We start from the raw sequence: 21296 nt of genomic DNA, 5'->3' as shown, positions 1-21296 counted from the left end.
TGTGTTCATATATTACCCATGAGACTGTCCGAAAACTCAGTTTTTCAAGAAACTGGTTTTTTAACTCATTGATAAGTAATGAGTTGATTTTGGTAATATCACTGGTTTTGCTATTTTCAGACAGCCTCCTAACACATGCCACCTATAGCCAGTACTACAGCATATTTTGGATAAAAATTGTAAACTAAAAATTAAGCAACCTGTTATAGCAACGGCAATAAGTAACAGCCCCAAAAAATAAACAATTGCCATAATCAAAAAAAGATAGGAAATAAATTTTTTTATATTATTATAACTTTTTGTATTTGTAAGAAATTTATTCATAATTACACCATAAATACTAAGCAAACAAGTATAATCCACAGCTTGTTTTAATGGAGGTACTGCTTGAAGCAGCATTATCTATTCATTTAAAGTAAATAAAAAATATAAAGAGTAAGAATAACTCATTTTTATTAGTCCAATTTATTGTAGATATTATTGTAAATAATTCACACACAACTAAATCCCTGTAATAAATAAGGTAGTACCCATAATATGATCTTGTCAATTTTTTATTTTTTTATTACAAAAAATTATATTTTATTGCATATTTGCTTACTTACTTGTACCCGTTCACTTCCCCTGGGGCGGGTGGCTTTCAGCCGCCCGTACCGACTGCAAGTCGGCGCTCCCAGGGAGAGACTGAATGCCTATAGATAATCTGGGTACACAAGATACTGAAAATTACTTTCACCTCATGGCGGGTTATTGATAACATGTGCTGGATTTGCATATTTTTTAAAAACCCACATTAAACATCACTCAGTTTATCCACTAAATTAAATCCCCATGTCTGAACAAACGTCTTGTTATCACTGCGGACTGCCAGTGCCCGAACATATTCATCTTGCCGTGCATATTGATGGCGAAGATCGCGCCATGTGTTGCGTAGGCTGTCAGGCGGTTGCCGAAGCCATTGTCAACAGCGGTCTGGATGATTTTTATCGCTTTCGCACCGATAACGCACCCACCGGACAGGAAGTGGTGCCTGAGTTTTTGCGTCAAACCCAGCATTATGACAACCCCGATATTCAGCGGCGTTTTGTGCGGCAACTGGAAGACGAGCATCGCCGGGAAGCCGCTTTAATTCTTGAAGGTATCACCTGCGCGGCCTGCGTCTGGCTCAATGAGCGGCATTTGCGCAGCTTGCCGGGAGTGGTGGAAGTGCGGGTGAACTACTCCACCCACCGCGCCCGCGTGGTATGGGATGAAAGAGAAATTCAACTCAGCCAGATATTACAGGCCATCAGCGCCATCGGTTATCTGGCGCATCCTTACGATCCCACACAGGCGCAGGCAATATTGGAAAAAGAACGCAAGCAACAATTGCGCCGCCTGGGATTTGCCGGTCTATTCGGGATGCAGGTGATGATGGTCTCCGTGGCTTTATATGCGGGTGATTTTTATGGCATGGAAAGCAGTTTCCGGCAGTTATTTCACTGGCTAAACCTGTTATTGACACTACCGGTGATGGGCTATTCCGCCGTACCTTTTTTTCGCTCCGCATGGCGCGACTTGTCTCATCGTCAGGCTGGTATGGATGTGCCGGTATCACTGGGCATCAGTCTGGCTTTCCTTGGCAGTCTTTGGACCACGGTTTCCGGTAGCGGTGGACATGTCTATTACGACTCGGTAGTGATGTTTGTGTTTTTCCTGCTGCTGGCGCGTTATTTTGAACTCATGGCACGGCAACGCAGCAGTCAGGCCGCAGAATCACTGGTACAAATGGTACCCGCCATTGCCACGCGGGTGCTGGATAATGGCAAGGAAGAAGCCGTACCAGTGGCGGAATTACAGCCCGGTGATAGAGTGCGGATTGTACCGGGCGACAACATCCCCACCGATGGCGAAGTGATTACGGGGCAATCCAGCGTGGATGAAGCGCTGCTCACCGGTGAAAGCCTGCCGCGTCCGCGTGGCGTGGGGGATAAATTAAGCGCCGGCACCATCAACATAGAAAGCCCACTGCTGATGCAGGTTACGGAAGTTGGGCAGGATACCTTGTTATCCCAGATTTTACGCCTGCTGGAGCGCGCCCAGAGCGAAAAACCTTATATCACCCAACTGGCAGATCGAGCCGCAGCGTATTTTGTACTCGCGGTGCTGGTATTGGCTGCGGTGGTGGCTTTGTACTGGTGGCAGATTTCACCTGAACTATGGCTGGCAATCACCCTGTCAGTATTGGTCGTTACCTGCCCCTGCGCGCTGTCGCTGGCAACGCCAACGGCAATTACTGCCGCTACTGGTACACTCAGCGGCTACGGCTTGCTAACCACGCGCGGACACGCCCTGGAAACCCTGGCGCGGGCCACGCATTTTGTATTTGATAAGACCGGTACCTTAACGGATGGCGCGCTGCACTTACAAAAAGTACATACGCCAGGCAAACGCAATGAAGCTGAATGCTTACAGATTGCTGCAGCACTGGAACAGCATTCCGAGCATCCGCTGGGTAAAGCCTTAATTGCAGCCGCCACCGATTTTGAACAGCGCGTTAATTTACAGGCGCAAGCGGTGGTCAACCAACCCGGCGCAGGTTTATCCGGCACGATTAATGGAGAAACCTGGTTTATCGGCACATCACGTTTTATTCAGGCGCAAACCACGATTCAAATCAGCGAGCAACAGCGGGAACAGCTCGAAATAGATGGTTACGCACTGGTCTGGCTGGCAAACCAACAAGCGATACAAGCCGTTTTTGCTTTAGGCGACAGTATTCGTCCCGGCAGCCCGGATTTAATTCAGGACTTGCAACAACAAGGTATCGAAGTACTATTATTAACTGGCGATCATCAACACAGTGCGCAGCGCGTTGCGCAGGCTGTGGGTATTAACAAGGTGGTTTATGATCTGTCTCCCGCAGGTAAACTGGAAGAAGTCAAAGCCTTGCAGGCACAGGGCGCAGTGGTGGCAATGGTGGGTGATGGCGTCAATGATGCGCCAGTGCTGGCACAGGCACAAATCTCCATCGCCATGGGCAGCGGCACTCAGGTTGCGCGCGCCACAGCCGATATGATTTTACTCAGTGAACAATTACCGCAACTGATACGTGGTGTTAAAACCGCGCAAAAAACCCTGCGTATTATCCGCCAAAACCTGAGCTGGGCAGTGGCTTATAACCTGCTGGCACTGCCCGCAGCGGCAATGGGATATATTCTGCCGTGGATGGCAGCCATCGGCATGTCTGCCAGTTCTTTGCTGGTGGTGGCAAATGCGCTACGGCTGGTTGATAAGCCGAAAAAAACGGAATAATAAAAAAATTAAAAAAATTGTTGACAGTTTTTTAAAACCTCTTATAATACGCACTCTCTTAAAGACAACACGTTCTTAAAGACAACGCGGGAATAGCTCAGCTGGTAGAGCACAACCTTGCCAAGGTTGGGGTCGCGAGTTCGAATCTCGTTTCCCGCTCCAATTTTTCATTGTCATTTTTCTTAAAAGCAAAATCATCAGGGCTGAGTGGCAGAGTGGTTATGCAGCGGCCTGCAAAGCCGTGGACGCCGGTTCGATTCCGACCTCAGCCTTACCCTTTTAATTGCTTTTTGATTCAGCTATACAACACCCTGCCCGGGTGGCGAAATTGGTAGACGCAAGGGACTTAAAATCCCTCGGTGGTAACACCGTGCCGGTTCAAGTCCGGCCCCGGGCACCAACAACTTTGAGCAATTTAGAGTTGATGTATTTTTGTTGATTGTAGCAAAATTGTAGCAAATATCTGTTCCATCTCACTTCCCTTTTCCGCCCCATCAGACCTTTTTGGCGTGGAACATCTAAATCTTTATTCTTTATCAGGAAAATGGTAACGTTCCCTTTAATTAGGTTACTATCCATCAAATATACAGGCCAGTTAAGAATTGAAGTTATGAACAATTACCTATCCCGTTTTCTATTAATGTTTAGCATAGTGTTATGGTCATCTAACGTAACCGCAAAAATATACGAATGCGTTATGAACGGCTTAACCGTGTATCAATTAACCCCATGTCAAACTGATATTCGAGAAAAAAGCAATGCCGCAGCATTGACACGCGATTTTGCAATTTTTGATGGCTGGGTATTCGGTGACACGATAAACGCTGTTAAACGCTTGGCGCGAAATAGGCAGTTGCCGATGTCTCCGGGTACGTCATCATACCTTTCCAGTTATAACGAAAAAATCTTAAATACAAAACCCAAAGAACGCAGATACAGTTATAAAACCAAATTGTTTGGCAAGTTCACCACCGTCGCACTTTTTTTTACTAAATTGTCGAAGCAGCTCTATAAGATTGAGGCAACACTCAACGTCATGAAGCTAAAGCCGGAAGAACGAAAGTATTTTTATGAGTCGTTATATTCCCAATTAACGGATAAATACGGAAAAGCAACAAATGTCAGAAAGAGCCAAAATAATAATGGAAGTGTTTTGGGATCAATTTCTGATTTATTAACCAGGAACATTACAGAAACCTTGATAGGATCTAACTTGGTTTGGGCAATAAGTGCCAATAGCCAGGTATCGTTAAATTATAAAAAAAACTACCAGGTCATGTCATCGTATAAGCTGGTATATACAAATAAGGCTTTTGCACGTCGCCATGACGCAGAAACCAGTCGGGCAATACGGAATAGAACTGATCGCGCAATATCACAAGATCGCAATCGGTTCTAATCTAACTTTGCTGGTTGGGGTATATGCAAGCCCAAATTTGGACAAATTTGGAACCCTCCATGTTTTGAACCAATCAAAAACATGGATGTCTGTAAATTTTCCCAGAACAATATCAAGATCAGCTAGATGGAAAGATTTTGAAATGGGAAGGGCCGACCGACCACTTTGCAGAAGAACGAATGATAAATGCTAATAAATCAACCGATCAAATTCATGTATTTCATCGTATCAGGCATCATACTGACTTTAGATATTTAGGGCTGGTACATGTAGAAAGTTATGAATTGTTCTCAAATAAACCAAGTCGTTTCATATTAAATGCTAAATAGTTCTAACATATCCATACACGCCGAGCAAGAAAGCATCACGCCTTTTGCAAAAATCTGCAAAAGGCACACCACTTTCTTTCCGGGTGATGGCAATATTATATTTTAGAGGAATATCATGGCAATTTATGAAAAATCAACTCGTCTGCTCATGAAAGATATGGTGGATGATTTTGCCATGAAAAAAGGAGACAGAATTACAAAGAATCAAGCAATTGCATGGTTCAATGATAAATACCCAAAAATAAAGCAAGGTACAATAACAGCTCATTTAGTCAGAATGTCAACAAATGCAAAGAGCCGCTTTCACTACAGTGCCAAACCTATAGAAGATGATTTGTTCTATCAAATAGATGGAAGTACTTATAGATTATATGACGCACAAAATGACCCTTATCCTTTAGTAAAAGTTGAGGTTATATCAGAAGATAATAGTAAAAATGAATCTGATGTCAAAGAGGATAACGCTGAGTTTGCTTATGAAAAAGATCTACAAAACTTCCTCTCAAAGAATCTAGCCCTCATTGAGCCAGGGTTAAGATTGTTTGAAGAATAAGGTATCACAGGAATTGAATATCCCGTAGGTGGTAGATATATTGATATCTTAGCATTAGACAAAAATAACAATTATGTAGTAATAGAATTAAAAGTATCTCGTGGATATGATCGTGTAATTGGTCAATTATTGAGGTATGTTTCTTGGATTAAAAAACACCAAGCGGAAGAAGGGCAAGATGTTCGGGGTATTATCATCGCTCGTGAAATATCTGAAGATCTTTCACTTGCTTGTGATGGGCTGAATAATGTAGAACTTTTTGAGTATCAATTGTCTATTACATTGAATAAAGTTGAATAAAAATATAACAATCAAAATTCACACGAAAAATTTGGAGACAAAAAATTTGGAGACCCCCATATTTTGAACCAATCAAAAACATGGATGTCTGTAAATTTATTTTTCTGTAAATTTCATTTTATTCTATTTCATCCTCACTCCTTAGTATCTTGCCCATGCATTTTGATCCCCATTGCAAGCGCCCGTTTATGCCATAAACGGCGGGCAAGTTTGCGCATATCAGGCACCTGATCGGCTTCGTCAACAATCTCTACGCCCAACAATGTTTCCAGTAAATCTTCTAAGGTAATAATGCCTGAAAGTCCACCAAAACGATCCATTGCCAACATAATCTGAGCGCGTTTATCGAGAAATTCATCAAATGCTTTGGAAAGTGGATATTGATAATCAAGCACTGCAATATCACGCCGATAAGTTGGTAAGGGCGTATCGCCATTACCCCGGGCGCGCGCCAGGAGCAAATCGTCTTTGAGAACAAAACCAATCACCTGGTCGGGGTGTTCATCGTAAATCGGGATACGTGAAAAACGCATATCACTGTAATTGTCAAAATAATCAGCGACGGTCAAGGTAGAAGCTACAGAAAATACTACAGGTCTTGGCGTCATGACATCGCTGACCCGGGTTTCATGCAGTAAAAATAAATTACGGATAATGCGCGACTCATGCTCCTCCAGTTTCCCCTCCTGTTTGCCAATTTCTACCATAGCGGCAAATTCACTGCGGCTGAAACCATTGAGTGCCTCATCCCTGGAAAGTAAGCGGGTGATCTTTTTCGATAGCATCACAAAGGGGTAGAGCATAAAAATCAGAGCCACGAGGAAACGTGCTGTTATTGGAGCCAATTGACGCCAATAATGCGCCCCCAGGCTCTTGGGAATAATTTCTGAAAAAATGAGGATAAGCAAGGTGAGAATGGCTGAGATGATTCCGACATAGGTATTACCAAAAATCTTAGCCGCTTGTGCGCCAGCGCCAGCGGCACCGATGGTGTGGGCAATCGTGTTGAGGGTTAAAATGGCGGCTAGGGGCTTATTAATATCTGCTTTGAGTTTATGTAATAAAATACCTGCCGGATTGTCCTCTTGTTCCAGGATGGCGATGTAAGGGCCGCTCACGCTGAGGATTACCGCTTCAGCGATAGAGCAGATAAAAGAGAAAAGCAGGGCGATGAGGACATAGACGATAAGTAGTGTCATGGAGCACATTATATCGTGCTTTAAGCGTTTGTAGACATAGATGCAGCAATTCTCAATTTAAGACTGTTTTATTACAATGCACCTGCTTGAACGAAATTTGGAGACCCCCATGTTTTGAACCAATCAAAAGCATGGATGTCTGTAAATTTTTATCCATAATTTCCCTAATTCCCCTTCATTCCACTATAACTATTCTCTGAAAAATACTACTCCCAGCAAATTAACCTTCAATGTAATCAGCGGGGCAATCCGTATGCTTATCCTTAGGAGCGAGAATTTTATAACTTCAGAAACTGGGCTGGTCTTCACTCAAACCCTTATTTAGGAGTGAGAATTTTATAACTTCAGAAACTTGGCTGGTCTTTTTCTCCATTTTCTGCGTTGTGCCTGTTTGGACTTAGGCAGTTACATAGCTTGCTATGCGCCGGTTTTCACACCTTGAAAATGAATAAAAATCCTGCGCCCAGTTCCTGCACTTATTTCATCCTCACTCCTTAGTTAATTTTTCTTGTGTTTTACCACCTTAGTCTGAAAAAAAATTTCATATAAAATTATCAGCTTATTTGCCTTAATGAAAATTATGGCATCGAGATTGCTGTCTAATTAAACAGCGTTCTTAACGCTGCATTGAGATTAACTATAATATGCAGTTGTGATATGAGACGCTAAAACATCCTGTATCATACTCAGGTTAGTGGTAGGATATTATTTTATTAGCTTGTTCAAGAACGCGTTGTGGTTTCTATGTCCAATACCCCGCATCATTCTCGTTTTTTTTGGCGAACCTCTGCCATGTTTGCCATTCTGGATTTTCATATCCGTTTTAAGGAAGTTAATTCAGCGTGGGAAAAAAGTCTAGGCTTATCTACCGGCATGTTGCTGGCAAAATCGCTGATTGATTTTGTACATCCCGATGATCGCCCATCAACGCAATACTATCTGGAGCAGTTGCGCGAAGGTTCTGTTTCCACCAGTTTTTCCAATCGCTTTCGTCACCAGAATGGTGAGTATCGCCATTTATTATGGGAGATTACTTCCGCCGCCTCTCAGGAAGATGCTTTTTATGTGGTGGCAATGGATATCAGTGGACGTGAGCGCCCCAGCATTGCTGAGGAAATGATTAATGTACTGGATGAGGGCGTGGTGCTGCAATATGCCAACGGTACGATTGGTGCCTGTAATCCCAGCGCTGAACGTATTTTGGGCCTGTCTTCTGAGCAGATGATCGGCTGGACACTGGTGGATCCCGACTGGAATATTATTCGTGAGGATGGTAAACCTTTCCCCAGTGAAACCCATCCTGCCATTTGTACGCTGCGCACTGGACAGCCCTCTACCGGCACGGTGTTAGGGGTGGAAAAACCCGATGGGCATTTATTATGGTTGAACGTGAACGCACACCCTCTGTGGCGCGATGAAATGACACCTTATGCGGTGGTTATTTCCTTTTCGGACATCACCACTTATAAGCAAACCGAAATGGCTTTGCGCAATGATGCCAGCAGCACTAACCCGCAAACGGTTACAGAAGATCTCAGCCAGATTGAGTTTTGGGATTGGGATCTGGAAGCTAATTCACTGAGTCTGCCACCGCAGTGGAAGCGGATGCTGGGTTATGATGAAGAAGCTTTAATGAATGTGATTGATACCTGGTATCAACGGATTCATCCAGTGGATTACAAGCGGGTGGTGGCTGATATTGAAAACCATCTGGAAGGCATGACGGATCAGTTTGAAAACACCCATCGTCTACAACATAAGGATGGCAGTTACCGCTGGACACGCTGCCGGGGTCGGGCATTGCGTGATACTGCCGGTAAGCCGGTGCATATTATCGGTATGCATGTGGATATTACCAGCGTGCAGCAAGCCGAAGATCAATATCAACTCAGTGAAACCCGTTATCAGCAGTTAATGGAGACGACGGTTGATGCGGTATTTTTGGCTGATGATGAAACCGATAAGATTATTGATGCCAATCGCGCTGCCATGCAGATGTATGGTTATAATCTCCAGGAATTTTTGCATCTGCATCGTCATGACTTGTCGGCACAGGTGGAAAAAACCACACGTAAACGCCCGGGCCGCCATACCCGCCGTCGCCACCATAAGCGTCAGGATGAAACGGTGTTTCCGGTTGAAGTGACCACCAGTCCTTTTGTATTGCAGGGCAAAAATATGCTGTTGCTGGTCGTGCGTGAAACCACGGAGCGCCAACAGTTAGAAACCTCTTTATGGGAAAGCCAGTCCAAATACCGTCAATTATTTGAAGCCTCTTCCAGTGCCACCATTGTCTTTGATGCGAACACCCAACAGGTGTTTGATGTCAATAATATCGCGGTGACCATGTATGGTTACACCAAAGAGGAATGGCTGCATCTGTCAACCAATGACTTATCTGCGGAACCCTCTAAATCACGCACAGCGCTATATACCGGTACCCGGCATCAGGTTATCAGTCTGCGCTGGCATAAAAAACGCGATGGCACGGTATTTCCAGTGGAAATTTCCGTGGGCAGCAGCTATTTGTTCCAGGGGCGATCTTTGGTGTGCGCCACCTTACGCGATATTACCGAGCGCCGCGCCCAGGAAGAAGCCCTGCGCAGTGAGCGCGATTTTGTGAAAACCCTGGTAGAGGGTTCACCCACCTTTTTCCTGGCAATTGAGCCTGATGGCAACATCCGCATGTTAAATCGTGCATTGCAAAAGGTGTTGGGTTATGAAACCGACAGTTTATTAGGACAGAATTTTTTAGAGGCGCTGGTGCCGGAAGATGAACGCCAGCATATGAACCTGGAACTGGATTTATTAAGCACTTCCATGCGCCCGGCATTGGTGGAAAGCCAGATTTACACTAAAGACAATGAGATACGTCTGGTGGAATGGCACAGTCGCGCTGTGGTCAAGGCTGACGGCAGCCTGGATTATTTATTTGGCGTGGGCATAGATATCACTGAACGTGAAAAAAACCAAGCCGATCTGACGCTATTCAAGTCGATCATTGATGCCTCCGAAGAATCCGTTGCTATTGCCAGAGAGAACGGCGATCTGGTGTACATTAATCCGGCTTATACTGAATTATTTGGTTGCACTTTGGAGCAACCCTTGCAAAATGAACATTGTTTCCCGCCAGAGTCCAAAGAAATCATTAACCGGGAAATCAGACCCCAGTTGCAACAAGGTCAGGGTTGGAGTGGAGAATTAAACGCCCTTGATGTCCATAAAAAACGTTTCCATATCTGGCAGCGCACCGATGCCGTGCGCGATAAAAAAGGCCACATTCTTTATCAGTTCAGCTTGATGCACGACATCAGTGAGCGTAAAAAAATATGGGAAAATATGCGTGCGCAGTGGGAGGAGTATCAACAGATACTCGATACCGTACCAATGATGATCTGGCATCGTAATCCTGAAAATCATTTATTGCTGGCTAATAAACCGGCAGTGGATGTGTTTGGCAAGGAGGATGATTACAAAGCGTTTTATTCTGATAATCAAGGGGTTTTACTTAGTGGTGAAAGCAAATACGAAACCCTGGATTTACGTGTTGATGCCATGGGTGGAAAACGGCGCTTGCAGGTGGGGCGTATTCCTTATCGCAATATCAGTGGCAAAATTACCGGTCTGGTGGTGTTTGCAATGGATATTACTGATTGTGCACCACATAGTTTTGCTGACAGCTACCATCTGGCCAATACACCGGTGCGCAAACTGATTGAACATTTGCCCCTGTTACTCAACGCAGTTAATGATAAGGGACAGATTATTGCCTGGAATGCGGCCTCAGAACAAATCAGTGGTTATACGGCACGGGAGATTTTAAGCAACCCTGCCATTATTCAACGGCTGTATCCTGAGCCTGCGAAGTTTGAAAGCCTGACCAGTGGCTCGCGGGAACACCAATGGCAGGCAAAATTACACTGTAAAGACGGCACGCAACGCCGTATTCAGTGGCGCAATATAGGGCTGCATTATCCGATTCCGGGCTGGACGCATTGGCAATTAGGGCAGGTTGTGGAGACGGGTGATTTATCGCAGAACGAAAGCATGTTACATAATGAAATGCAAATGACCCGGGATATTTTTAACGTGACCCGCATCGCCATGTCTGTCACCGATGATCGTGGACGTTTTGTGCAATTAAACTATGCGTATGCAGACTTATATGGGTATCATGTTGAGGATTTAGTGGGTAAACCTTTTACCATGGTGCTACCGGAAACGCGCCATGATGAAGTTATCAGGGAATACTTCAGTTTATTAATCAGCAGTGATCAGCCGCGTTTTATCACGACCGATGAACAACATCGTGATGGTTCCACGTTCCATCTAGCTTCTATCAGTCACCGGGTATTAATGGAAAACAGCAAACGTTTCCTGGTCACTTTTAGTATTCCGGTTGAGTAAGCAGGAGGCTGCCCAAGAAAATATAAGGTTTAAACTATAAACAATCGGGGTACGTAACATCAGTAACTAATGAAGGAAACTGCGTGAGCGATCTGGCAAAAAACCTGGAAAATCGTCGTTTATATCAACTGGTGACGGAAGCGGCGAAAACGGGCAGCAATGTCCTCGATCTCAGTAATAAACAATTGCACAGTCTGCCTGCTGAACTGGGGCAGTTGCGTAACCTGAAATGGTTGGAACTGAGCTATAACAAACTCACCGGTTTGCCGCCTAAAGTATTTTGGTTGCATAAACTGGCAGGATTGAGTGTCAGTCATAATCAACTGGTGATGTTAACCGGTGATTTGTCAAGGCTGGAGTCTTTACAGCGTTTGGATTTGGGCTTTAATCAGTTGCGCACATTGCCCGCAGAACTGGTTACCCTAACCTCATTGCAACGCCTGCATCTTGAGGCTAATCGCCTGCGTCAATTACCACGCAACCTTGGACGACTGGTTTCCCTGCAATTGCTGGACTTATCCAGCAATATGTTTTTAGAGTTGCCCAATGACGTGAATGAGCTAAGCGCCTTATTACAACTCAATCTCAGCACTAACCAGCTTAAAAAATGTGACTTGCATGGTTTGCCTGTGCTTGAACGCTTAAATCTCAGTCGCAATCCGCTGGACAGCGTTGTCTTATCTCACATGCCACACCTTGAGCGTTTAAATCTCAGTGGTGCGCAACTGAAAAAACTGCAACTCAGCGCACTGCCTAAACTCAAACGCCTGAGTTTGATCAGCAACCATCTCAAACAATGCCCGGAAAGCTTATATCAGTTGCGTAACTTGCGTTGGCTGGATTTAAGTCATAATCAACTGTCCCGAATTCCAACAGATTTTACCCAATTCCAACAATTACAAACCCTGAATCTTAGCCATAATCAACTTGAAAGCATACTTGATGAGTGCGCCGCACTAAGTGATCTTGAAGTTTTAGATCTCAGTTATAATCAACTGAAAACTGTACCGGAATTTATTTTTCATCTACCCCGCTTGCAACGCCTGGATCTCAGCGGGAATCAGATTAAACAATGGCCGGAGCAACATGAAGGCTGTTTGCAATTACAACGCCTGGAGCTTAGTGGTAATCCGCTCAATACATTGCCTGAACACTTGTTCAAGTTACCCGACTTAATCCGCTTGAATTTGCACGATGTTCCCGTTAAGTTTCTGCAATTGGGTAAGCAACGCATATTAATAAGAAAATAAGGATGCTTTATAATGTATAAAAGACCCGCAACAAGCTTGATCACTGCTTTATGTTGTTTATATCTGGTTTATGCTCCCCCTACACAAGCGGAGGAGTCGCAACAGGTGCTAAACACTTGTATTTTAGATGCCATGACCACGGCCAGTGATAATACAACCATCGGTTTTCTAAAAAAACAATGTCAGAAACATCTGGCAAAACTGGGGGCTGCATCCAATTTATCAAGCACAGCAATAAGCAAACAAGCACAGGCCAGCAGCAAACAAACAGATACCAGCACATCACCCGTTGTAAAGCGCATTATTGCGGAAAAAAATTCTGAAGATGCCTCTTTTATCATCACCCCGTATAAACCCAATTATTTATTGCTGGGTGCTTATAATTTTGCAGAAGTTCATCACGCGCCTTTTCGAGAAATGTATAACGACGATAGTATTGAACTGGATAAAATTGAAGCAAAATTTCAGCTCAGCTTTAAATTTCCTGTTGTTAAAAACCTGTTTGGCAATAATGGTGATCTGTATGCTGCTTATACCAATCGCTCTTTCTGGCAAGTCTATAACAAAACCTTATCGTCCCCGTTTCGGGAAACCAATCATGAGCCGGAAGCCTGGTTACGCTTTTATACCGGCTGGAAAATATTTGGGTTGAACAATGCCTTTAATGATATAGGCATTAATCATCAGTCTAATGGTCGGGGTGGCAACCTATCCCGCAGTTGGAACCGTATTTATCTGCGCTCGGTATTTGCAAAAGGCAATCTGGGTTTTGCCATACAACCCTGGTATCGTTTGCCGGAAACAGAAGAAAAAGACGACAATCCCGATATTCATCAATACATGGGGCATTTTGAATTGACCAGTGTGTACAAATGGCAGCAACATCAGTTCAGTTTAATGTTGCGGAATAACCTACGTTCCAAAAATAATCATGGTGCAACACAACTGGACTGGAGTTTTCCGGTATATGGACGTTTGCGCGGTTATGTACAATGGTTTAACGGTTATGGGGAAAGCCTGATTGACTATAATCGCCGGGTAAATAGCATTGGTCTGGGTATTAAACTGACGGACTGGTTATAACGCATTTGAACCATCGATTAGTTTATTTTCTGCTGGGTTTTTGCATGATGCTGGGTTGGAGCAACAGCCCAGCGTTTTCCTTATATGTATTTTACCCTTCCGATATTCGTCCTAAAAATCTGGAAATACATCTCTCCCGGCATTGCCAAAATATGCAAATAACGGCATTTTCCAAGGTTCGGGACTTTAAGCGTTCGCTCAAAAAAAAACCACCTGACAGCATTTTGACGTTACCAGCGCTGATTAAACAAATCAGCGGTTATTCACTCACTATTCAAGGGAGTCACAAAGGTGCGACCGATGAAGCTTATCTACTGGTCTCACGCCCTCCCCCTGTCGATAAAGGTGCGCTGCCCAGTTTGGAAGTGGGGGTCGTGGATCTGCTTGGGCGTCGCCCCATGCAGATGCTGATTAATCGTTTGCTTGGGGTCAAGGTCAGGATTAAACGTGTTACCAAGGTGGAAGATATTCTGCCATTACTGACTTTTCGTTATGTGAAGGCCGTTTTTATCTCACAAAAGGATTATCAGTTTCTTAAGCGTCGCTCCCAGCAGCCGCTGGTTTCCATCCCTACCCGCGTGCGCCTGAGGCTTCCTGGTGTGGCCTTGCGTGATAAAAAGCTGCATAAGGAAGTTAGTGAGTGCTTCAGAAAACTAGATTCAGGCAGCAATGCATTACTGGGAGTTGATAAATGGCTCCTTCACTGACCTTACGTACTGGCAATCACATTAAAATCACAGGACTGCTAGTGTTGATGTTCTGTAGCCTGCTCTTATGGCTGAACGGCTCGCTGGCTGTCGCTCAGGAAACGGTACTGATTCTGCGGGCAGAAGGAGAAAATTTTGAGCGCACATTACAGGGTTTGCGAGATGATTTGGGTGAAGAGCTTAATTTTATCGATACGGTGGTATCCAGGCAAACAACGGCGGAAACTATTGCCGCCCACATCAGCACAAATCGTCCTGAGGCAATCGTACTGTTAGGTAATCGGGCGCTGGGACTCTATAAAACTTACCAACAGGCCAGACCCGAACAACATTTTCCACCAACCCTGGTACTGTCCGCTTTATACATTGACAGGTTTCTCTCCAAGGTGATGAACATCACCGGAATACGTTATGAAATTCCCGCAGTCACCAGTCTGGTGCAATTACGCAGTTTAACCGGACAACCAACGCAGAGAATCGGTGTTTTGTACCGTGAATGGATGGCTGCCTTATACCAAAATAACCATAAACTTGCAACCGAAGAAGGATTTCAACTCATTGGTGTACAACTACCTAATCAAGTCACTTTTCAACAACTTAATTATCACCTGCGGCGTTTACTCAAAAATGATATTGATGCCCTGTGGGTGGTCAATGACAATACGCTGCTGAGCCAGCGTTTTCTGCAAAATGCCTGGCTGCCCGCCTTAAAACGCTTTAATAAACCGGTTATTGTGGGGTTTGACAAGCTCAGCCGCTCCGAGATTGGCTTTGGCACCTATTCGGTCAGCCCCGATCATTACGATCTGGGTCTGCAAGGCGCTGACATGCTGATGGACATTAAAGCCGCTGGCTGGCAAATCAAAAATAAGCTTATTGCCGAACCCTTATCAACCCATAAATGCTTAAATCTGAATTTAACGCAGCAAAAAGAGATTCCAATTTTGCTTGAACATTTAGATAAACTGGATCGGGTAATTGATTAATGGGCATGACATAGCGCAAAATTTAGCATGGTTTTGTTGCTTATTCGTGGTATTTTGTTAGTTAATCTGAAGCCGACGAAGGATTTTTTAGAAAATCAGTCAAATTCAGTACACACCATTAATAACTTAGCACTGAATGAAGCTTACGCCGAACTCAGGTTAATTATATTGCCACAAGCCTTATTCTGCCATGTCTGTACTTACAATTTTTGTTTCTTCCCCTGGTGATGTCAATGAAGAGCGCGTGATTACTGCAAGGGTTATCAAACGCTTATCCGAATACTTCGCTGACAGGGTAAAACTTGAACCCCTGTTCTGGGAACATGAGCCTATGCTCATGACCGAAACATTTCAAACCCAAATCAAGCCCCCTTCTGAAACCGATATTTTTCTGGGCATTTTGTGGGCACGAATTGGTACACGTTTACCCGCTAACATCACCCGTCCCGATGGCAGTCGCTACGAGTCCGGCACTGAATATGAATTTGAAGATGCCTGGGCGGGGTTTGAGCAGTATGGAAAACCGGAAATCCTGATTTACCGTAAAATGGCAGCAGCGCATATTAATCCTGATATGCCGGATTACCAGGCACGACTGGCACAAAAACAAGCACTGGACGTATTTAACCGCAAATGGTTTCAGGATGAAGAAGGCTCATTTGTCGCCGCCTTTAATCCTTTTAATAACCTGGCGGAATTTGAAGAGCGCCTGGAAGATCATCTACGCAAATTAATTGAGCGACGTTATCCTTCCACCGACACCGATACCCATCTGCACGCCATCACCTGGCGTCAAGGCTCACCTTTTCGTGGCCTGGACTATTTTACCGAACAACATACATCGGTATTTTTTGGTCGTACCCGCATGGTCAGTGAAATCCTCGAAATGCTGCGCAATAATGCCTTGCATAAACAGGCATTTTTGCTGATTTCAGGCATGAGTGGCAGCGGTAAATCCTCTCTGCTGCGCTCCGGGGTTTTGCCAATGCTGACCCAGCCCGGGGTGATTGAAGGGGTTGCCGCCTGGAAACAGATTTTACTCAATCTTGCAGAAATTCAGCATGAACCGTTGCTGGCTTTAGCCGCCGCGATTGAACAAAACCTGGAGCTGTCCTGCGCCCGCGCCCATTCCCAACCCTATGCCAAGCGCACAACACCACCTTTACTGGTATTACTCAACAATATACTCCGGGCAGAACAACTGGACACACATCTGGCACAAGAACTGGAACAGTGTATGTGTGAGCGCCTGAATCAAATTGCGTACAGCATGGGTGCGCAGGCAGGCCAGGTGCGCGTCATCATCAGTTTGGATCAATTAGATGCCTTATTTTCCCTGCCACAACTCAAACCCGAAGCCTTACACAGTTTTTTTCAGGCCCTGGCCTGGTTAAGCCAAACCGGATTGGTCTGGGTGCTGGCAACCTTGCGTTCGGATTTTTATCCACGTATTGCCGAATACCCCATCCTGGCAAAGCTGGTGGCGGGTAATGGACAATATTTACTGACCGTGCCCACCGTAGGCGAACTCAGCCAGATGATTCGCTTACCGGCTTATGCTGCTGGCTTGCAATTTGAATCCAACGAAGAAACAGGGACGCGGCTGGATGAGGAATTGCTGCAAAGCATGGTGAAAAACCCCGAAAACCTGGCTTTGCTGGAATTCACGCTGGATGCTTTATATGAACAGCGCAGTGCAACGGGTTATCTGACTTTTGCCGCTTATGAATTACTGGGGGGGCTGGAAGGTGCGCTGGCACAACGTGCGGAAATGGTTTACCACAATGTCAGCGTTGAAGCACAAATGGCAATGCCAACCTTGATGCGTACCTTGATCAGTCTGGACAATGATAATAATATGCCGATTACCGGGCGACGTTTTTTATATCAGGAATCGGATGCCGAGCAACCACGCTATTCAGCCATGCAGGAATTGCTGGAAGCCTTTATCAAAGCCCGTCTGGTGGTCACTGATCGCGCCGAAGACGGAATTTCTATTGCCAGGATTACTCACGATTCGCTACTCCAGCACTGGCCACGCCTGCAAAACTGGGTCACGGAAAATTATCATCTGTTACAAATGCGAGTGCGCATCAAAACCGCAGCACGTTTATGGATAGAAGAAAAGCATAACCCTGAATTATTGCTGCCAGAAGGTAAGCCTTTAAGCCAGGGGGAAGAACTGCTCAGACAATGGCCGGAAAGCATTGATCCCTTTATTCATGAGTATATTGAATGCTCTTTGCGCGCAGTCACTGAGCATCACCGGGCATTAGAGCAGCAGACAGTGGCGAAGCTGAGGCTAAGTCGCCGTCTGGCTGAAGCCTTTGCCATGCTGGCAATTCTCGCTGTACTCAGCGGTTTATATGCTTATCAACAAAGCCATAAAGCCGAACAACATGCTTTGCTGGCTCAGCAACAGGCGGTGCTGGCGGAGCAGGATAAAAACCACGCCCTGCGTACCCAATCCATGTTTTTAAGCGCGCTGGCGCAACAGGAAGCCAAGGACGGACAAATTGCAACAGCCTTGTCCCTGAGTTTGGAAGCTTTGCCACGCTTAATTGGTGATTCAGATAAACAACGGCCTTATGCCGTGGCGGCTGAAATCAGTTTGCGTAAATCCGTCAGCGATTTACGCGAACGCCATATTTTACGCGGACATAATGCCGGTATCTGGAATCTGGATTTCAGCGCGGATGGCAAATGGTTAGCCAGTGCAGGCGATGATAACCAGGTGCGCTTGTGGAATACCGGCAATGGGCAACTGAAAACCGTGTTCAACGGTCATCAAAATCAGGTCTGGGATGTAGTATTCAGCCCGGATCAGGAGCGCCTGCTCACCGCTTCGTTAGACAGCACTGCGCGTTTATGGAACGTGCATAGCGGTGCTTTATTGGTGAATTTAGCTGGACACAGCGGCGAATTATATCATGCCAATTTCAGTCCCGATGGTAACCGCATTGCCAGTGCTGCGCAGGATGGCACCATCCATATCTGGGACGGCCAAAGCGGCATGTTAGATAAGGTTTTACGCGGTCATCAGGGCGCGGTATTTAATGCTGTATTCAGCCCGGTTGCCGGTATTGATCTGCTGGCCAGCGCCTCCAGAGACGGTACAGTACGGATATGGGATTTGACAACAGGAAAAACGCGCTTAATTCTGAGCGAACATGAAGAGCAGGTCAACCAAGTCTTGTTTTCACCACAAGGCGAACATTTACTGAGCATTTCTGATGATGGTGTGGCTTTGCTGTGGGATGTCAACACGGGCGAGCGCCTGCAACGCATGGATAAACACCAGGCGGCGATTAATGCTGCCCGCTTCAGTCCTGATGGACGCTGGGTTGCCACCGCCAGCCAGGATAAAACCGCAATCTTGTGGAATGATAAAGGCGAAGCCAAGCATCGCTTACGCGCACATCAAGGTGCAGTCACCAGTCTGGCTTTCAGTCCTGATAGTATGCAATTAGCAACCGCTTCCCGCGATGGTAAACTGCGCTTATGGAAAACGCGTTCAGGTCGCTTACAGGCAACATTGGTGGGACATGAATCAGCTATTCATAAGGTTGAGTTCAGCCCCGATGGGCAACTATTGGCAAGTGCTTCCAAAGATCAAACCCTGCGTTTATGGCAAACCCGGCCCACTACCATCACCGCGCAGCTCAGTGCCAATACGGATTTACAACAACTGCACTTCAGCCCTGACAGTCAATATGCACTGGGTATTTTTGCAAATACCCTGAAAGTATGGAATACGCACATGGGGCATTTGATCAAACGTATCCAAACCCCCACAACCACGCTGACCGCCAGCTTCTCACCGAATGCCGAGCGTTTGCTCAGTGGTCATCAGGATCATCATGCACGTTTGTGGCATGTCAAAACCGGACAATTTGAAGTCTTAAGAGGGCATCATGACGAAGTACATTTCACCGCCTTCAGTCCCGATGGAAAAACCCTGTTAACGGCTTCACTGGACAATGAAATACGTTTATGGAACCGCTATGGCCGTCTGAAAATGATTCTTGGTGGACATAGCAATGCGCCCATACAGGCAGCAAGTTTCAGCCCTGACAGTCAGTTATTTGCCAGCACTGCAAGAAATCAGGGGATCGATATCTGGAGCAGTCAGGGTTTGTTCTTACGCAAACTGGCGATTGCTGGTTTTATTAAACAACTATTGTTTTCCCCTTCTGGAGAAACCTTGCTCAGCGTGGGTAAAAATGTCAAAGGACAGGGCATAGCAAGCCTGTGGTCAGTGACGGATGGTCATTTACTACAAACATTGGAAGGCCATGAAGGTGAGGTTTATAAAGCGGCATTTAGCACCGATGGCAACACCATTGCCACGGCTTCCTGGGATGGTTCGATTCGTTTATGGGAGAGTGCAAGCGGATCACTACAACAACAGTTTGATGGACATCGCGGCTGGGTCACCGATATTCGTTTTTGCGCTCAGGATAAACGTCTGCTCAGCTTATCCCGGGATGGCAGCGTGCGTTTATGGAGTCGCAAAAGTGGCGAGGAACTCGGCTGGGTAAACCGGAATATGCACCACAGCGGACTTGCCCGCTTCAGTGATAACTGTGAATATTTAATGACTGATTATCACCAGCATGTCTATTTATGGAAAGTGCTGCCAGAACTGAAGCAAGTTATATTTCATGCGCGCAATATTCTGCCCGAGCCACTGACACCCGCGCAACGCAAGCGATTTTTTATCGAGTAAGGAATGCTCAATGTCTCCCTTTTTATCCTTGGATAATTTCCATACCACTTTCAGCAACGGCCTGCACAGGCTGCTGGAACACGGTTTAGGTGCATATATCCTGGTATTAGCTAACGCCAGCTTCAGGCGTGAAAATTTTCTAGCCTTGTATCCGGCACTGGAACGTGGTTTTGAGACCCAGTGCCAAGCCTTGGCAACCACCTCACACACACATTTGCCCGCTGATGATGTTGCCGTGTTCGAGCAATTACAAACACTGGGCTTGGCGCAAGTGGAAACGGTTAAGTTTCGCCATCCGGGGCCGTGGGAAATACAATACAATCCTCTGCGCGCCATGCGCCCGCCACGAAATGCCCATGCCGTGGTGAAACAATTATTTCAGCCATTTGATAACCATGCGTTTCATTTTAATAAACCGTTTTTACGCAAGGAAAGCATTTGGGACGGAATATTAAACGGGCATCAGCTGGATGTTTTATATAATAAGTTCCCTTTTGTTGATTTACATGGTTTACTGATACCTGAACGGAAAAAACAATGGCCACAATATTTAAATGCAGAAATGCATCGCTATATCTGGCAGTTGTGTACTGAGTTGCCATTGCCGGGTCTGGGTTTTGGCTACAATGCCCTGGGCGCTTATTCCTCAGTGAATCATTTACATTTCCAGTCTTTTCTGCGTGAGCAGGCCTTGCCGGTGGAATCACAGCAGTGGTTGCATAACGGTGGCAACAAACCTTATCCCAGTGAATGCCAGGTGTTTGACAAGCTTGAATCAGCCTATCGCTACATCAACACTTTGCATGAGGCAAACTGCTGTTACAACTTGCTATATCGCCCCGGTCGTCTCTATTGCCTGCCCCGCCGCTTCCAGGGCAGTTACCAGCATGCGCCCTGGACTGGTGGCTTTGCCTGGTATGAGATGTGTGGCGGCATGACAGTGTTTGCACAGCAGCAGTTTGAGGATTTGACAGAAGCAGACATTATCAGTGAGTTTCACAAATTAAACCTGAATTCAATTTACGTGTACAATTAACCTAAGGAGTGAGGATAAAATAAA

The 21296-nt window shown here is 45.5% G+C and carries 13 protein-coding genes and 3 tRNA genes; 14 read left to right on the top strand and 2 right to left on the bottom strand.

Annotated elements, in window-relative coordinates; all coding sequences use genetic code 11:
* Positions 1 to 60: 60 nt before the first annotated feature.
* Positions 61 to 399 (bottom strand): hypothetical protein, encoded by a 339-nt coding sequence (locus QUF61_RS08610; RefSeq protein ID WP_289681338.1) that lies wholly within the window; start codon positions 397 to 399, stop codon positions 61 to 63.
* A gap of 432 nt (positions 400 to 831) precedes the next feature.
* Between QUF61_RS08610 and QUF61_RS08605 the strand changes: the two genes are divergently transcribed.
* The 7 genes from QUF61_RS08605 to QUF61_RS18205 all read left to right on the top strand — a co-directional run bounded on the left by QUF61_RS08605 (position 832) and on the right by QUF61_RS18205 (position 5875).
* The gene (locus QUF61_RS08605) at positions 832 to 3294 is read left to right on the top strand and encodes a heavy metal translocating P-type ATPase (RefSeq protein ID WP_289681337.1); all 2463 of its coding nucleotides are present in this window, start codon (positions 832 to 834) and stop codon (positions 3292 to 3294) included.
* Between the two features lie 86 nt (positions 3295 to 3380).
* A tRNA-Gly gene (locus tag QUF61_RS08600) sits at positions 3381 to 3456 on the top strand.
* Between the two features lie 39 nt (positions 3457 to 3495).
* Positions 3496 to 3566 (top strand) — tRNA-Cys (locus QUF61_RS08595).
* Between the two features lie 41 nt (positions 3567 to 3607).
* Positions 3608 to 3694: transfer RNA gene (locus tag QUF61_RS08590), tRNA-Leu, on the top strand.
* A gap of 297 nt (positions 3695 to 3991) precedes the next feature.
* The gene (locus tag QUF61_RS08585) at positions 3992 to 4693 is read left to right on the top strand and encodes a hypothetical protein (protein WP_289681336.1); all 702 of its coding nucleotides are present in this window, start codon (positions 3992 to 3994) and stop codon (positions 4691 to 4693) included.
* Positions 4694 to 5137: 444 nt separating this feature from the next.
* The gene (locus QUF61_RS08580; RefSeq protein WP_289681335.1) at positions 5138 to 5575 is read left to right on the top strand and encodes a DUF7669 domain-containing protein; all 438 of its coding nucleotides are present in this window, start codon (positions 5138 to 5140) and stop codon (positions 5573 to 5575) included.
* Positions 5576 to 5578: 3 nt separating this feature from the next.
* Positions 5579 to 5875, top strand: a complete 297-nt coding sequence (locus QUF61_RS18205; protein ID WP_407080055.1) for an endonuclease NucS domain-containing protein — start codon at positions 5579 to 5581, stop codon at positions 5873 to 5875.
* Positions 5876 to 6009: 134 nt separating this feature from the next.
* On the opposite strand, the gene QUF61_RS08575 is transcribed toward QUF61_RS18205, so the two are convergent.
* On the bottom strand, positions 6010 to 7074 hold the full coding sequence (locus tag QUF61_RS08575; protein ID WP_289681334.1) for a CNNM domain-containing protein: 1065 nt from the start codon (positions 7072 to 7074) through the stop codon (positions 6010 to 6012).
* Positions 7075 to 7818: 744 nt separating this feature from the next.
* On the opposite strand from QUF61_RS08575, the gene QUF61_RS08570 reads away from it, so the two are divergent.
* From QUF61_RS08570 to QUF61_RS08540, 7 genes are all read left to right on the top strand, one after another.
* Complete coding sequence (locus QUF61_RS08570) at positions 7819 to 11481, top strand: PAS domain S-box protein (protein WP_103920813.1); 3663 nt, start codon at positions 7819 to 7821, stop codon at positions 11479 to 11481.
* Between the two features lie 83 nt (positions 11482 to 11564).
* On the top strand, positions 11565 to 12731 hold the full coding sequence (locus QUF61_RS08565) for a leucine-rich repeat domain-containing protein (RefSeq protein ID WP_103920811.1): 1167 nt from the start codon (positions 11565 to 11567) through the stop codon (positions 12729 to 12731).
* Positions 12732 to 12743: 12 nt separating this feature from the next.
* The gene (locus tag QUF61_RS08560) at positions 12744 to 13814 is read left to right on the top strand and encodes a phospholipase A (RefSeq protein ID WP_289681333.1); all 1071 of its coding nucleotides are present in this window, start codon (positions 12744 to 12746) and stop codon (positions 13812 to 13814) included.
* Between the two features lie 5 nt (positions 13815 to 13819).
* Positions 13820 to 14521, top strand: a complete 702-nt coding sequence (locus QUF61_RS08555; RefSeq protein WP_289681332.1) for a hypothetical protein — start codon at positions 13820 to 13822, stop codon at positions 14519 to 14521.
* On the top strand, positions 14506 to 15507 hold the full coding sequence (locus QUF61_RS08550; RefSeq protein WP_289681331.1) for a type 1 periplasmic-binding domain-containing protein: 1002 nt from the start codon (positions 14506 to 14508) through the stop codon (positions 15505 to 15507). Before QUF61_RS08555 ends, QUF61_RS08550 begins: the two co-directional genes overlap by 16 nt.
* Positions 15508 to 15697: 190 nt before the next feature.
* Entirely contained in the window at positions 15698 to 20236 is a 4539-nt protein-coding gene (locus QUF61_RS08545; protein WP_289681330.1) for an nSTAND1 domain-containing NTPase, read from the top strand.
* A 10-nt stretch (positions 20237 to 20246) separates the two neighbouring features.
* Positions 20247 to 21272: a GDP-D-glucose phosphorylase 1 family protein gene (locus QUF61_RS08540; RefSeq protein WP_289681329.1), complete on the top strand. Its 1026-nt coding sequence runs from the start codon at positions 20247 to 20249 to the stop codon at positions 21270 to 21272.
* Positions 21273 to 21296: the final 24 nt, after the last annotated feature.

Source organism: Candidatus Venteria ishoeyi (assembly GCF_030378065.1).
In the GTDB taxonomy this organism is placed as follows: Bacteria; Pseudomonadota; Gammaproteobacteria; order Beggiatoales; family Beggiatoaceae; genus Venteria; species Venteria ishoeyi.
The sequence above is the reverse complement of the archived record's forward strand: the minus strand, read 5'-3'. Positions and strand labels throughout refer to the sequence as shown.

Bases quoted from the DNA above. Each gene is read 5' to 3' on its own strand.
- QUF61_RS08610 (WP_289681338.1), bottom strand. From the start codon at position 399: ATGCTGCTTCAAGCAGTACCTCCATTAAAACAAGCTGTGGATTATACT.
- QUF61_RS08605 (WP_289681337.1), top strand. From the start codon at position 832: ATGTCTGAACAAACGTCTTGTTATCACTGCGGACTGCCAGTGCCCGAA.
- QUF61_RS08585 (WP_289681336.1), top strand. From the start codon at position 3,992: ATGAACGGCTTAACCGTGTATCAATTAACCCCATGTCAAACTGATATT.
- QUF61_RS08580 (WP_289681335.1), top strand. From the start codon at position 5,138: ATGGCAATTTATGAAAAATCAACTCGTCTGCTCATGAAAGATATGGTG.
- QUF61_RS08575 (WP_289681334.1), bottom strand. From the start codon at position 7,074: ATGACACTACTTATCGTCTATGTCCTCATCGCCCTGCTTTTCTCTTTT.
- QUF61_RS08570 (WP_103920813.1), top strand. From the start codon at position 7,819: ATGTCCAATACCCCGCATCATTCTCGTTTTTTTTGGCGAACCTCTGCC.
- QUF61_RS08560 (WP_289681333.1), top strand. From the start codon at position 12,744: ATGTATAAAAGACCCGCAACAAGCTTGATCACTGCTTTATGTTGTTTA.
- QUF61_RS08550 (WP_289681331.1), top strand. From the start codon at position 14,506: ATGGCTCCTTCACTGACCTTACGTACTGGCAATCACATTAAAATCACA.
- QUF61_RS08545 (WP_289681330.1), top strand. From the start codon at position 15,698: ATGTCTGTACTTACAATTTTTGTTTCTTCCCCTGGTGATGTCAATGAA.
- QUF61_RS08540 (WP_289681329.1), top strand. From the start codon at position 20,247: ATGTCTCCCTTTTTATCCTTGGATAATTTCCATACCACTTTCAGCAAC.